Origin of the sequence: Thermoflavimicrobium daqui, assembly GCF_003313465.1 — a bacterium.
Classification (GTDB): domain Bacteria; phylum Bacillota; class Bacilli; order Thermoactinomycetales; family Thermoactinomycetaceae; genus Thermoflavimicrobium; species Thermoflavimicrobium daqui.
Genome location: NZ_KZ845663.1, coordinates 411,679 through 427,026 on the forward strand (window position 1 = coordinate 411,679; position 15,348 = coordinate 427,026).

Below are 15,348 nucleotides of genomic sequence, written 5' to 3' on the forward strand. Positions count from 1 at the left end.
AGAGAGTCCCAGCTTTTATATTTATAACACATTAGCGCGTCCCGAGTATATATGTCCACGCTCTGCATCTACAGTAATCTCTTTTTCATTTTTTAAGATATTCATTGCATCTTGTACTCCAACAACAACAGGAATCCCTAATGTTACACCAACAACAGCTGCATGTGAGGTAAGCCCACCTTCTTCTGTGATCACAGCACCTGCTCGTGCGAATGAATCCATCATATCTCGATCAGTGGAACGTGTTACAATAATCGCTCCGTCTTCCATTTGGCTATGAATCTGTTCAGCAGTTTCTCCTAACACAACTTTTCCAAATACGACTTTTTTGCCAATGCCTTGGCCGTGAATTAATACCCCACCAATTACATGTACTTTCATTAGATTGGTTGTCCCTGACTGTCCTACTGGTACACCAGCAGTTATTACAACCAAATCACCTTGTCTTACATACTTTGTTGTGAGTGAAGTGGCAATTGCGGTTTTAAACATATCATCGGTTGTTTCACAAACTGGACCTTGAACAGGATGAACTCCCCAAATCAAGGCAAGCTTTCGCATGACTGGTAAATTAGGTGTAACAGCAATAATCGGTGCTTTCGGGCGATACTTCGAAACAATTCTAGCGGTGTATCCTCCTTCTGTCGCTGTAATAATCGCTGCACAGTCTAAATGTAAAGATGTATTTACAACAGATTGACTAATAGAATCTGTAATAGTATTTTCCCACTCACGGCTACGTGAATCAAATAATTCATTATACTCTAAAGCTGATTCGGTTCGTTCAGCGATGTTTGCCATTGTTTGTACTGATTCGATCGGATACTTACCAGCAGCGGTTTCACCTGAAAGCATAATGGCATCAGTACCATCAAAGATAGCATTAGCCACGTCACTTGCTTCCGCACGTGTTGGACGGGGATTTCGTTGCATGGAGTCAAGCATTTGTGTTGCTGTAATTACAGGTTTACCCAATTGATTACATTTGCGGATGGCCTCTTTTTGAACCAAAGGCACTTCTTCTGCTGCAATTTCTACTCCTAAATCTCCTCGCGCAATCATTAATCCATCGGAGACTTTTAAGATTTCATCTAAATTTTGTACTCCCTCTTGATTTTCGATTTTAGAAATAATATGGATATCTGCCTGTTGCTCTTCCAATATTTTGCGAATCTCCAGTACATCTTCTGCCTTTCTAACAAAAGACGCTGCAATAAAATCAACACCTTGCTGAATACCAAACAAAATATCTTCCGCATCTTTTTTAGTGATACTTGGTAAGTTCACTTTGACACCAGGTAAATTTACACCTTTTTTACTTTTTAAAATCCCGCCATTTTCGATTTTGCAATATATGTCTGTTCCTTCTACTTTTAGTACAGTCAAACCTATTAAACCATCATCAATTAAAATAGTGGATCCAGGTTCTACATCATGTATAAGTCCCTGATATGATACAGAAACTCTTTTTTCATCACCTAAAATCGATTCGGTAGTTAAAATGAATTCCGATCCAGCAACTAATTCTACTTGAGGAACCTTTAAATCACCTGTTCGAATTTCTGGTCCTTTCGTATCCAATAAGATGGCTACAGTTTTTCCTTCTTCCTTAGCAGCTTGACGAATATTATGGATCCGATTTGCATGCTCTTCATGTGTACCATGGGAGAAATTTAGACGGGCTACATTCATCCCACTAGCCATTAATTTTCTTAAAATTTCAATTTCCTCACTGGCCGGGCCTATTGTACAAACAATTTTGGTCTTACGTACCATTTGCATAGTCGCCCCTTCACTTAAATTCAATTTTTGTTGGTTACTCTTTTAGAAACCAGTATCCAAAGTTAAATCGACAAGATTTTGGATAAATCAAACAATGACATAATCGGTTGGTGTTTTTGCTTGATCGCTTCTGCAAAGTCTACTGAAATGACTTCATTATGCCGGATGGCAATCATACGATGGGACTCCCCTTTTAGTAGACACTCAACAGCCTTGGCCCCCATTCTACTAGCTAAAACTCGGTCAAAAGCAGTAGGTGATCCTCCGCGTTGTACATGACCTAAAACAGTTAATCTTGTGTCCATACCTTGTTGTTTTAATTGCTTAGCTATCTCAACTGCACTCCCTACGCCTTCAGCAACTAGAATAATACTATGCTTTTTGCCACTCTCTAAACTTTTTTGTAACCGCGCAATAACTTCATCCATTTTCATAGGGTTCTCAGGAATAATAATGGACTCTGCACCACCAGCTAGTCCCGCCCAGAGTGCTATATCACCAGCATCTCTACCCATAACTTCTACCACAAAGATGCGCTCATGGGAAGATGCAGAATCACGAATTTTGTCGACTGAATCAATGACTGTATTAATCGCCGTATCAAAACCAATTGTATAGTCTGTTCCATTAATATCATTATCAATCGTTCCAGGCACGCCAATAGCAGGGATATTATACTTAGCTAGTTTACTAGCTCCTTGAAAAGTACCATCCCCGCCAATCACTACCAGCCCATCAATTTGATATTTCTTTAATTGCTGAACAGCTTTTTCTCGTCCTACTTCTGTACGAAATTCTTCACTACGAGCACTATGCAAAATAGTTCCACCACGGTGAATAATATCCCCAACAAAACGTAAAGTGAGAGGTTTTATTTCTCCTTGAATTAAACCACTATAACCACGATAAACCCCAAATACTTCTAAACCATGATAAATTCCACTTCTTACTACAGCACGAATAGCTGCATTCATACCAGGAGCATCTCCACCGCTTGTTAATACTCCAATCCGCTTCATCATATCACTCCTTTTTTATAAATTATCCTGTCCCATAGGGACAAAAAACGACCAGCCAATGAAAAAAAGAGAAACCGACTAGCGGCTTCCTTTTGAAGCAGGCTCAAGATATTTCCCGATTTGAGCATACTTTTGATATCGATCTTCAACTAGTTCATCAGGTGTTAGCTTTAGTAATGAATTCAAATGCTTTACAATAGCTTTTTTAATATAAGCAGCTTGCTGATTCTGGTCACGATGAGCTCCACCTTTTGGCTCTGGAACGATCTCATCAATCACACCTAAAGTTTTAAGATCATTGGAAGTAATTTTGAGAGCTTCAGCCGCTTGTTGTGCTTGATTAGCATCTCTCCATAAGATAGCAGCAGCGCCCTCAGGTGAGATCACTGAATAATAGGCGTGTTCCAACATAAGCAGGCGGTTTCCTACACCGATACCCAGAGCTCCACCACTTCCACCTTCACCTGTCACGACACAAATAATTGGAACGGAAAAACCAGCCATTTCTCTCAAATTTCGAGCAATCGCTTCACTTTGACCACGTTCTTCAGCTTCAAGCCCTGGATACGCTCCTTGAGTGTCAATAAAAGTAATGATAGGACGACCGAATTTGTTAGCTTGTTGCATTAATCTAAGTGCTTTCCGATATCCTTCTGGATGTGGTAGACCAAAATGCCTCGCAATTTTATTTTTGGTATCTGTACCTCGTTCATGTCCAATAACGGTTACAGGTCTACCATCTAACTTGGCAATTCCACCTATAATAGCTGGATCATCCCCAAACAGCCGATCTCCATGCATTTCCATAAAGTCAGTAAAAATCGATCGAATATAAAACAGTGTGGTGGGACGACTAGTCTGACGTGCAATCTGTACTTTTTGCCAAGTTGTAAGATTTCCATAGATTTCTTTTTCTAGTTTTTCAGCTTTTTTTTCTAAGGTCTCAATCTCTTCACTTAAATCGATTGACTGATCTTTGGTGAATTTCTTCAGTTCAACAATTTTATCTCGCAGCTCAATGAGCGGTTTTTCAAAAGGTAAGTAGCCATTTGTCATAAGTACTCATACATCCTCCCTTATGCGTGAAACTCTAGAATTTTTATCAATGTATCACGCAATTCGAGACGTGGAACTACCATATCTAGTTGACCATGTTTTAATAAAAACTCTGCGGTTTGAAAGTCATCTGGCAATTTTTGCCGTACCGTTTGTTCAATAACACGACGACCAGCAAATCCAATTAACGCTCCTGGTTCAGCAATATTAATATCACCTAAAGAAGCAAAGCTCGCCGACACGCCACCTGTTGTAGGATTGGTCAGAATCGACACAAATAATACTCGTTCGCGATTCATTTTTTCAATGGCAGCACTCGTTTTGGCCATTTGCATCAATGAGAGTACTCCTTCTTGCATCCTAGCTCCGCCTGATGCACAGAACAAGATAAAAGGATAGCGCTTTGTTGTTGCTCTTTCAGCCGCACGTGCAATCTTTTCACCTACAACAGATCCCATACTTCCCATCCGAAAGCGAGAATCCATCACACCAATCACAGCAGGGTAACCACCTATGGTTCCTTCCCCTGTTACAACTGCTTCATTTAATTTGGTCTTTTCTTGATCTTTTTCCAGTTTTTTGCTGTAATCTGGAAACTCCAGTGGATCAACAGACAATAAGTCAGCATCGTATTCAAAAAAACGACCTACATCTACAGTAGCCTGGATTCTTTCAGGTGCAGACATTGAAAAATGATATCCACAGGATTTACATACTTTTAGATTCTTTTCTAGTTCTTTAGCAATTAAAATTGTATTACATCTAGAGCATTTTTGCATAATGCCCTCTGGTATCTCTTTTTTTGCTTGTGGTGACGGTATTGTCGCATATTTACGCTGTTTTCGAAATAAATCCTTAAACAAGTGTAACACCCCATCTGAGTGAAACTTTCCATATAGAGGTTGTCCTCTTAATCCACCGCTCATCGTTTCCTTCGCTTTGCGGCTTCATCTGGAAATGACTAAGTTTTTGACCGAACTATACAACATACTCTCTAGATTAATATAACTTCAATTTTTTAGTAGAAAATGGTTTAAATTATTTTCACAAGGGAACTGAAATAAGCACAATCATTTATTTTTCGTGTTAACACTAACTACAATTACTAATCATGTTTCCTATTCTCATTCATATGATTCAAAAATAGGTTCGAGTGAACCAATAGGTCTTAAAGACAACAATTTCTTTACTTCTATACTACATAGACGACAAAAAAAGGTAACTTCCATGGATTCTAACAAAAATTCGTCAGTATACTACAAACCTAAATTTTACTGAATAGTATACCATAAATTATTTCTATATTCATCTTTTACTTTTAAGCATAGCTACATCCTAGTTACATATCAAAGAAGGGTTCCATGCCAAAACAGCTCCATATCATTTTTGAACTAACTTCCTATTATGATTAGTTAAAAGTCTCTCGTTCAAAATAATATGTGCTTTTACAGTTTGTTTCCTGGATTAAGCACCATCTCTTTTATTTTACTACATAGATAAAATATGTACTCATCTTTTAAAATAAAAAACATCCAAATACATATCAATTCTTATAACTAAAGATAGAAGGAGGTATAGGAGGCTATTTTGCTTACTTGATCACAATTAAGTAAAATAGCCTCCTTCTTATTGAGTATTATCGAACTAATGTCTTTGTTAAACGTAGTGTATGGTTATAAACTTCCTCAGGATTTACATGAATACGAGCTTGACCCGTTTCAACAGCTGCATGAGCTACTGCTTTTGCAACAGCTGGAGCTACACGAGGGTCAAATGGAGCCGGAATAACATAGTCCGAACGGAGATCATTCTCATGAATTAAACTAGCGATCGCGTATGCTGCAGCTAATTTCATTTCTTCATTGATTTGACGAGCCTGTACATCCAATGCACCACGGAAAATACCTGGGAAAGCCAGTACATTATTTACTTGATTTGGATAATCAGAACGCCCTGTTCCTACTACTTTGGCACCCGCTGCTAATGCTTCTTCAGGCATGATTTCCGGCTCAGGATTTGCCATAGCAAAGATGACTGGATCTCGGTTCATAGAACGAACCATTTCAGGTGTAACACTTCCAGCTACAGAAACCCCAATAAATACATCTGCATCTCTCATTGCGTCTTCTAGGCTACCTTCCATTCGTTTTCTATTCGTAACCTTAGCAATTTCTTCTTTTACAGGGTTCATTCCGTATGGTCGTCCTTCATAGATAGCTCCACGACTATCACACATAATAATATCTTTTACTCCAAGGATGAGCAACAATTTAATAATAGCAATTCCAGCAGCACCTGCTCCATTGGCTACAACCCGGATTTGCTCAAATTTTTTGTTTACAACTTTTAAAGCATTAATTAGTCCTGCGAGCGTCACGATCGCTGTTCCATGTTGATCATCATGAAAAACAGGAATATCCAGTTCTTGTTTTAGTCGATCCTCAATGATAAAGCAATTTGGAGCCGCTATATCTTCCAAATTGACTCCACCAAAAGTAGGTGCTAATAACTTAACTGTTTCCACAATCTTCTCGACATTTGTCGTATCTAAACAGATCGGGAACGCATCGACCCCAGCAAAAGATTTAAATAAAACAGCTTTTCCTTCCATCACGGGCATAGCTGCCTTAGGCCCGATATTTCCGAGTCCAAGGACTGCTGTTCCATCCGTAACAACAGCGACCATATTTCCTTTCATTGTATAATCATAAATTGCCTCTGGACGATCATAAATCTCACGACATGGTTCTGCCACTCCAGGGGAATATACCAAACTTAAATCATGTGCATTATTAACGGCAATCTTCGAATTAACTGTTAACTTCCCATGATTCTCTCGATGTATACTTAACGCTTGCTCACGTAAGCTCTTCAACTTCATCGCTCCTTTTTTGCTGCCAGCTTGTCCAACATTATAGCAAAATGCCAATTGGAATAAAATAGGGTGACTTTTATTTATAATGCATATTTCCGTATTTCATTACTTATATACCGAGTTTGAATTTTCGTGTAATATCGATTGGTTTTTATAACTGTCTATCTACATTTAAATTTCTTTATGAATCGATCTTACCCTAATGAACTTTCTACTTCCCTCCTTTGTGTTCAAATAATAGGAATCCCTGATCGTTTAATATGATACAAGATTGTATAGATGACACAGTTCTCTTCTATAACGTTTTTCTTTTCCTATTTCACTCTAGTGATTAGAAATACGTAAACATCATTTATTCGGAAAAAGAAAACTGATAGATATGATCGTCTCTATGATGCATCCCAATATTAAACGAATTATCAGAATATTAAACCAAACTTATTGCTCTTCGACTCTCCTAAGAGATTAAGACTACAATGATATAACACATTAAAGTAAATAAGAGTTTTATAGAATGAATATATCACAAACGTACATTAAAATAAACCATACAAATTTACAATTAACACACAATTAATATTACTCTTTAAAGCATAAAAGGGATTTGATATAAATATAAAAATAATCTAATTTCAACTAAGAAAATAAATTGTAATCAACTAAGTTTATGAAACTTGCTATTTATTGGATATAGACCTGAAGCGTAACAAAAAAAGTAGTCCAAATTTAGATACGCAACAGGTCTAATCACTTTTAGATAGTTACTGTATGACAGATCCATGTTGGTCTCGTTTATAGTCTGTAAAATAGCGCTCAGCATTTGGATATTGATGTGCGATCCTTGCTGAAGCAGCAGCAGCGACACCAGCAATGAGATCATCTAGAAAAACATGAATTTGTGTCTGATGATTATTCAACTTACGCAAAATACCTTGTTTGTCTTTATCTAAGTATCCAAAGCTAGTTAGACCGATTGATCCGTATACATTAATAATACTTAAAGCGAGTATTTCATCCACTCCGTATAACGGTTCATCTATTTCCATAATGGTTTGAAACGGCTCTGGAAGTAACTTTTTTTCCGCTAATTGATCCAAAGAAATTCCCGTAATAATAGCATGTTGAACTTCTCGTTTTTTGAGTACCGTTTCAACACTTTCTATACATTCTCCCATTTCCAACTCGGGATGATATGGAACTTGCAGATCATAAACAATTTGTGCAATCTGATTTACCTTTACACCGCGTTCTTCGAGTAATTGAACGATATGATGATAAAACAAGTACTCATCCTCCTCTATCCTAAACATATGGGATAATCTATCTCGATTATTGTATCCATCGAATTTCATAGTCCTTATGAAGAAAGAGTATCTAACTAGAAAAAATCATTTTTTATTCCATAAATAGTACTACGGCAGTAACGTAGACATCGATCTAAGATTAATTAGGTATGTCATTTTATGTTTTTTACTTAATGAACGTGCTGAACTTCTTTGACATACACAGCTTGATATCCTAATAGTTCCTCAATCTGAAAAATACATTCCTTGGACAGGGAAATTCCATACTTTTGTACAGGTAGTTCTAAAACTTTTTTGTCGCGTTCATAGTATAGATAAACGGGTGTTTCGCCTCGATATGCGAAAATAATTTGTTTAAGCTGATGTAGCTTTTGTTTTTGCTCAGACTGTGGAAAAATCCGTATATATACTTTTCGCTTTGTTTCTGTTTGGGTTTGCTTCGCTTGAGTCTGAGCAAGATCGTTACAAGCTTCCGCTATCAACTTGATCCCTTTTTCATCCATTTTAATTAAGCCCGTTATTTGTATGGGCTGATCTTCGCGCAGAAGTGTACGCGCTTGAATAAATATGCGTGGAAATACAACCACTTCGATCGTTCCTGTCTCATCTTCTACTTGTAAAAAAGCCATTGGCTCTCCTTTTTTCGTTTTAATTAGCCGGATATCACTAATAAGTCCAGCAATCGTAACCTTTTTCCGTTCCTTTTCTTCCAATAATTGATAAATCTGATGGCTTCTCAACTTTCCAAGAATTATTTGATAGTCCTCAAGGGGATGGCCTGTTAAATAGATTCCTAGTAGCTCCTTTTCAAAGTGAAGCTGCTCTCGTTTCGTATAAGGAGCAATTTGGTCATAGCTATGCTCAGGAAACTCTTCATGAAATAAGCTAAGTTGATCTCGAGAGGCCGATCGATGATCATATCCATTTTTATTCATAATTTCTTCGAGCATAGCAAGCTTTTGCGCTCGGTGTCCTGGAAGAGAGTCCATAGCCCCACATTGAATCAATGATTCCAATACACGTCGATTACATATGCGTAGGTCAACCCGCTTACAAAAATCAAACAGGTTTTGAAATGGTTTTTGCTTCCGCGCAGCGATGATGGATTGGATCGCTAAAGCACCTACGTTCTTAATGGCTCCTAATCCGAATCGAATCGCATTTTCCTCGATTGAAAAATTGACATCACTGAATAAGACATCGGGTGGCAAAATACGGATATTTAATTTTTTGGCTTCTTGGATATACTCGGTCATTTTATTTTGGTTTCCCATCACCGTTGTTAGTAGTGCTGCAAAAAAAGCAAGTGGGTAATTTGTTTTCAAATAAGCGGTTTGGTATGCCAATACGCCATATGCTGCTGAATGACTGCGATTAAAACCGTAGTTTGCAAAACGCAAAATTAAGTCAAACACTTTTTGCCCGGTCTGTTCATCATATCCATTTTGTACACACCCTTGAACAAATATCGTTTTTTGTTGAGCTAATAATTCCTTTTTCTTTTTCCCTACTGCACGCCGTAAAAGATCGGCTTGACCAAGACTAAAGCCAGCCATTTTCGCTGCGATCTGCATAATCTGCTCTTGATAAACGATAATCCCATATGTATTTTTAAGGATATCTTCCAAGTCGGGATGCGGGTAAGTCACTTTTTCTATTCCATGTTTTGCTCGAATAAAACGAGGAATCTGTTCCATGGGTCCCGGACGATACAATGCCAATACTGCAATAATATCTTCAAAAGAAGATGGTTTTAGCTCTTGCAATACTTTTCTCATCCCTGCTGATTCCATTTGAAATACACCAATCGTTTCCCCTTGTGCAAGAAGCTCATATGTAGCCGGATCATCATACTCATGATGAAATGAAATGGTTTGTCCAGTATGTTCTTGGATTAGCCAAATAGCACGTTCAATCACTGTTAAATTTCGAAGCCCTAGAAAATCAGCTTTTAATAACCCAATCTCTTCGAGTACTTCCATCGGATATTGAGTAAGAGGTACTCCATCACTTCCCTCTTGCAAAGGGACATAATCTGTCAGTGGTGTACGAGATATGACAACACCAGCAGCATGGGTCGATGCATGTCGGGGAACCCCCTCAACCTTCGCTGCGTACTGGAGTAGCTGAGCTAGACGTGGATGACTATATAATGTCTTCAGTTCTGGTTCTAATTCAAAAGCACGTTTTAAAGTTATCCCTGGGTTTGCTGGAATCATCTTGGCGACACGATCTACTTCATGATAAGGAATTTCCATCACCCGACCAAGATCGCGAACAGCAGCACGCGGAGCCATTGTTCCAAAGGTGATAATTTGGGCGACACGTTCTTCTCCATACTTTTCTTTGACATAATGAATGACTTCATCACGGCGTTCATAATTAAAATCAATATCAATGTCAGGCATCGTAATCCGTTCGGGATTTAAAAATCGTTCAAATATTAAATTGTATCGAATAGGATCTACGTCCGTTATCTTTAGAACATAAGCGACCAAACTACCTGCTGCTGATCCACGTCCTGGCCCGACCGCGATTCCACGCTCATGTGCAAACCTTACAAAATCCCAAACTACCAAGAAATAATCATTAAAACCCATTGTATCAATCACGCTAAGCTCATAATTTAATCGCTCTTTCACTGTCTGAGAAAGTGTTCCGTATCTCTCTAATGCGCCCTTGATACATTGATCATACAAAAATTCTTTCGCTGTCTGTCCAGTTGGAATCGGATACTGTGGAAGTAACTTTTCGCCAAGAGGAATAGTCACTTGACAACGCTCAGCAATCTTAACAGTATTGATTAATGCTTCAGGAACATAAGAAAAGAGATGATACATTTCATCAGGGGATTTTAAATAAAATTGGTCACTTGGAAAACGCAAACGATCTTCATCTGAAATTTTTGTTCCTGTCCCAATACATAAAAGACAATCATGAACCTCTTGATCTGATTCATTCAGATAGTGAACATCATTAGTAGCTATCAATGGGATATTCATTTCCCCCGACCATGCTATCAATTGGCGGTTCACTTTTTGTTGCTCTTGAATCTGGTGATCTTGAAGTTCAAAGAAGAAGCGATCCGGGCCAAAAATATCCACATACTCATCAACTAGTTGCTTAGCCTGCTCTATTTTTCCATGTAAGATCGCCTGAGGGATTTCCCCTGCCAAACAAGAACTGGTTGCAATAAGACCTTCACTATACTTTCTTAACAGGCTTTTATCCACTCTTGGTTTATAATGAAATCCCGAAAGATGGGCTTCTGTCGTTAATTTAATCAAATTCCGATAACCCTTGTTAGACTCAGCTAAAAGTAGTAGATGGTAGTTTTTTTGCTCACTTCTTTTCGGACGATCCTGATAATTACCACTCGTTATATATACTTCACAGCCAATGATCGGGTGAATTCCTTCCTGTTTACATGCTTTGTAAAAAGGAACCACTCCATACATTGCACCATGATCCGTAATTGCAAGGGCTTTCATCCTTTGATCCTTTGCTTTTTTTACTAACTCTTCAATCCGTGCTGCCCCATCCAATAAGCTATATTCAGTATGAACATGAAGATGTACGAAGTTCATCATTTCCACCACCTATTTTCTAATCCTGAGCATATTTCTTTTATCTTACCACGACTTGGCTTTATTGCACGAACACATCTTCTCTTTGGGATTGTCCACATATTCCCATGTACCAAAACATAATTATGAACTGAGGTTACTAAATAAAAAAGCCACTCATCGCTTTTGTTCTAAGAATTTGACTATAATCGGAGTTTTCTATCCACCTTACAGCAAATATATCCATTTAATACCATAAAAAGGTAGGTTTTGACAATGGAAGAACAATTCTGGCAAACAACGATTCTCGACTTCTTTATCGCTTTCGGTGTTGTTGTTGGAGGGGTTGCATTGGGAGGAATTGGTGCATTTCTAACCAATGACTATCCAATGGAACGGATGCTTCGTTTAGCAGAGCAACTAAAGATTTGGGCGATGGTTGCTGCTTTAGGAGGTACTTTTGATACCATTCGTGCAATCGAAGTCAATGTATTAGGCGGACAAATGGGGCAAGTTGGACAACAATTGATTTTTATTATGAGTTCCTTCCTAGGTGCCCATATTGGAGTCTTATTAATTCATTGGCTTATTCAAGGGGAATTATAAATGTTCAGACAAGCGAAAAAGCACCGTTACTCATTTACTATTTTCCTGTTTGGTATGATTACTGGAGCATCCCTATTCCTATTTTTATATAGTCAAAAGATCGATAGTTTGTATTTAGAAAGAGACGCCATTTATTTTGCCAATAACCAAAAATACAAGCGAATCTTGAAGTTAGAACAGGAAATAACTAAATTATCCCAACAGAAATCTCCACAAACCGCTCATCAACCAGAAACCATTAAAAAAATCATTGTTGAGGTAGATAGTGAACAGCGTTTTGGTACAGAAATGATAAAAGCCCAAGTAGAATCCTTACTTGAGCCTTTTCTTGATAAATCAATGGATTGGGTTAGTAATAATCCTCAACTTGTCGAGTCTGTTCTACTTAAAAAGCCTATTCCTATTGATGAAGAAAGTAGCCAAACGGTACAAGTTTATGTTAAATATCTGTCTTTTCATCAACAAACATTAAAAATTTGGGTTAGTACCGAGGAAGTTTCTAACAATAATATGACAATTCCTCAAAAATAGGTGAAAAAATATTCATTTTAGGGTATATTCTTTACATGTAAATATTTCTACTCACTAATTACTTATAAGATTAAATTTAATTTTATCCTTGTTTTAAGTATCTTGAATTCCATATTTAACATTTGTCGTGAATAATTTCACATTCACGAACCTATGTATCGTTCGACGGGGATAAACTGAATATCGATTTTGTAATATGCTATAATAATATTTTAGACACTTGTCTAGTACAACTTCTTAAACCAACGAAAGGGGGAGCTATCTATGATTATTAGTCGTAAACACCTTGCAAAAGAAAAGCTTAACAAATTAAAAGATGGTTACTCTGCTTATGCAGAAACAGCAGAAGTAGCTAGCTACATCGAAAAAGAATTATCTAATTTGGATATGATGGTGCATATTGACCGAACCCCGCTTGGATGTTGGTTTATCCCCGAAGCCTCAAATTGCGGGGGACATTCTCACTGATCAAACGTATAATTGCGCCCCATCTAGTATGATGGTGGCGCTAATACATAATGTTTATTCCCTTTATACATATCTTTACCCGTTGAACGATTGAACATAGGAGGACTTATCGATGGGCTTTTTATTGATCGTGATTATCTCTTTGATTGTAGTGACCACATTTGGAACGATCTATTACAGCATAATGAAACGGAAAACAGAAGGAGTAAAACGGCAACTTTATCAAGCATGGATGAATATTCACATGGGTTTTCTATTTATTTCCATTGCTCTATTCCTTTTACTTACTCCAGATTACCGACTCTGGCGCCTTATTCTAATTGCCTTAATCATGATTCTAGGAATGATCAATTTATTTTATGGCATTAAATTTAAACGATTTTTTACCAATCAGTTGCAAAAAAAGACGAATAATAGTTAATGACATTTATAAATGAGTATTAATCTCGAAATTAAAGCCCCTTCTGCTATGCTTCGTACATAGTGAAAGGGGCTTTGCTAAATAAAGCTATCTCTCGATGGTTTGAGCCATCATCATAGCTTTGGCTACCACTTGATTTTCATGTATGACTTCAATATCCAATTTTGCTTGTTTACGACCTAAATCGAGAATTTTAGGGATGATTTCGATGCTACTTTCTAACTGAACCGGTTTTAATGAATAAAGGCTAAGGTTTTGTAATGACAAATCACCTCGGCGCAAGCGTCTAAGTACTCTAAGTGAAGACTCAGTAATAATTGATGTTAATACCCCTGTACTTAGGGTGCCTAACGAATCAGTCATCTGTGGTGTGACTTGTCCGCGAAATAAAATATTTCCTTGCCGGTCTGTCGCTTCTACAAAACCACGAAAGCTAAGATCTTGCATGGTTTCACCAACTTGTGGCTGTTTCTGTATATATTGCAATGATTTAATGACATCTTGCCGACTGATCACCCCAATTAACCGCTTTTGATCATTAACTACAGGCAACATTTCAATTCCTTCCCAAACCATTTCATGTGCTGCTGAAGCTAATGAGGTTTTAGGGGTAACAGTGATCGGATTTTTAGTCATCGCTTTCTCAATGGATTCATTGGCTGAATACCCCATAACATCTTTAGCAGTAACAATTCCAACTACTTTATTCGATTCATCTACTACTGGATATCGACTATGCCCCGTTTCCTTGACTTTTTCATGAAAATAAGAAACGGGGTCATGTTCAAATAAATAAATTAACTTTTGATTCATAGATAGCATATCTTCTACTAATAAAATTTCTTTTTTAATTAACCGGTCATAAATGGCTCGATTAATTAAAGAGGCAACCGTAAAAGTATCATAACTAGAAGATATCACAGGCAATTCTAGGCGATCTGCTAATTGCTTTACCTTTTCAGTAGCATCAAAACCACCAGTAACTAAAACAGCTGCGCCTCTTTCTAAAGAAATGCGATGGACATTATCTCGATTGCCTACAATGAGAAGGTTCCCAGGTTCAACATAGCGCATCATCGCTTCTAACTTCATGGCTCCAATCACAAACCGATTTAGCGTCTTATGTAACCCCTCTTTCCCTCCTAATACATTTCCATCGACAATATTTACTACTTCTGCAAAAGTTAGCTTTTCTATATCTGAACGCTGCTTTTTCTCAATACGTACGGTTCCAACTCGTTCAATGGTATTTACTAATCCCTTGGCCTCAGCGTCTTTAATTGCCCGATAGGCTGTACCATCACTGACATGTAACTCTTTGGCAATCTGTCGAACGGATATTTTATAGCCAACATCCAAGCTTTCAATATATTGGATAATCTGTTCATGCTTGGTTGTCATTCCGCTTCCCCCTTCTAAGCTGTATTATAACAAAAGAAATGCATAAAAAAAGAGACGGTTTCCGGGGCCGTCTCTACCAAAGGGGGTTTTCATCCTAGTTTCATTGTAGAGTATTAACATTACAGGATAATTACAAACCTTTTACAATTTTATATCTTATCTCTATCGAGTGTTCGGTCTAAGTTTTTATTTTAATCTATAATTTTTAATAATTATTTTAAATAATCATAAAATTATGTTGACGAATTTATGGTCATAGGCTTCTTATTGTTGTCCCTTGAGAGGGAAAGGGCTGATCCTTATCGCCAGCCCTCACGAT

The 15,348-nt window shown here is 37.6% G+C and carries 12 protein-coding genes; 4 read left to right on the forward strand and 8 right to left on the reverse strand.

All coding sequences use genetic code 11. The annotated features are described in order from the left end of the window. Positions 1–21: 21 nt before the first annotated feature. The 7 genes from pyk to DL897_RS02005 form a co-directional block, all read right to left on the reverse strand. Complete coding sequence (gene pyk / locus DL897_RS01975) at positions 22–1,776, reverse strand: pyruvate kinase (protein ID WP_113657719.1); 1,755 nt, start codon at positions 1,774–1,776, stop codon at positions 22–24. A gap of 68 nt (positions 1,777–1,844) precedes the next feature. Then, positions 1,845–2,801 carry a 6-phosphofructokinase gene (gene pfkA / locus DL897_RS01980; protein WP_113657446.1) on the reverse strand — a complete coding sequence of 319 codons (957 nt, stop codon included), beginning with the start codon at positions 2,799–2,801 and terminating at the stop codon, positions 1,845–1,847. 78 nt (positions 2,802–2,879) lie between these two features. Beyond that, the gene (locus DL897_RS01985; RefSeq protein ID WP_113657447.1) at positions 2,880–3,857 is read right to left on the reverse strand and encodes an acetyl-CoA carboxylase carboxyltransferase subunit alpha; all 978 of its coding nucleotides are present in this window, start codon (positions 3,855–3,857) and stop codon (positions 2,880–2,882) included. Between the two features lie 20 nt (positions 3,858–3,877). After that, on the reverse strand, positions 3,878–4,720 hold the full coding sequence (gene accD, locus DL897_RS01990; protein ID WP_113657720.1) for an acetyl-CoA carboxylase, carboxyltransferase subunit beta: 843 nt from the start codon (positions 4,718–4,720) through the stop codon (positions 3,878–3,880). A 773-nt stretch (positions 4,721–5,493) separates the two neighbouring features. Then, positions 5,494–6,738, reverse strand: a complete 1,245-nt coding sequence (gene ystJ, locus DL897_RS01995) for an NADP-dependent malic enzyme (RefSeq protein WP_113657448.1) — start codon at positions 6,736–6,738, stop codon at positions 5,494–5,496. A gap of 755 nt (positions 6,739–7,493) precedes the next feature. Further along, positions 7,494–8,015 (reverse strand): phosphatidylglycerophosphatase A family protein, encoded by a 522-nt coding sequence (locus DL897_RS02000; protein ID WP_240627233.1) that lies wholly within the window; start codon positions 8,013–8,015, stop codon positions 7,494–7,496. Between the two features lie 191 nt (positions 8,016–8,206). After that, positions 8,207–11,626: a DNA polymerase III subunit alpha gene (locus DL897_RS02005; protein ID WP_113657450.1), complete on the reverse strand. Its 3,420-nt coding sequence runs from the start codon at positions 11,624–11,626 to the stop codon at positions 8,207–8,209. Between the two features lie 252 nt (positions 11,627–11,878). Between DL897_RS02005 and DL897_RS02010 the strand changes: the two genes are divergently transcribed. The 4 genes from DL897_RS02010 (at position 11,879) to DL897_RS02025 (ending at position 13,628) form a co-directional block, all read left to right on the forward strand. Continuing rightward, entirely contained in the window at positions 11,879–12,208 is a 330-nt protein-coding gene (locus tag DL897_RS02010) for a YtrH family sporulation protein (RefSeq protein ID WP_113657451.1), read from the forward strand. Next, positions 12,209–12,739: a sporulation membrane protein YtrI gene (locus tag DL897_RS02015; protein WP_113657452.1), complete on the forward strand. Its 531-nt coding sequence runs from the start codon at positions 12,209–12,211 to the stop codon at positions 12,737–12,739. It abuts the gene before it with no gap. A 264-nt stretch (positions 12,740–13,003) separates the two neighbouring features. After that, positions 13,004–13,207: a YtzJ family protein gene (locus DL897_RS02020; protein ID WP_113657453.1), complete on the forward strand. Its 204-nt coding sequence runs from the start codon at positions 13,004–13,006 to the stop codon at positions 13,205–13,207. A 112-nt stretch (positions 13,208–13,319) separates the two neighbouring features. Next, complete coding sequence (locus DL897_RS02025; protein WP_113657454.1) at positions 13,320–13,628, forward strand: YtpI family protein; 309 nt, start codon at positions 13,320–13,322, stop codon at positions 13,626–13,628. 87 nt (positions 13,629–13,715) lie between these two features. Here the strand turns inward: DL897_RS02025 and DL897_RS02030 are convergent, their stop codons facing one another. After that, positions 13,716–15,029: a DRTGG domain-containing protein gene (locus tag DL897_RS02030; RefSeq protein WP_113657455.1), complete on the reverse strand. Its 1,314-nt coding sequence runs from the start codon at positions 15,027–15,029 to the stop codon at positions 13,716–13,718. Positions 15,030–15,348: the final 319 nt, after the last annotated feature.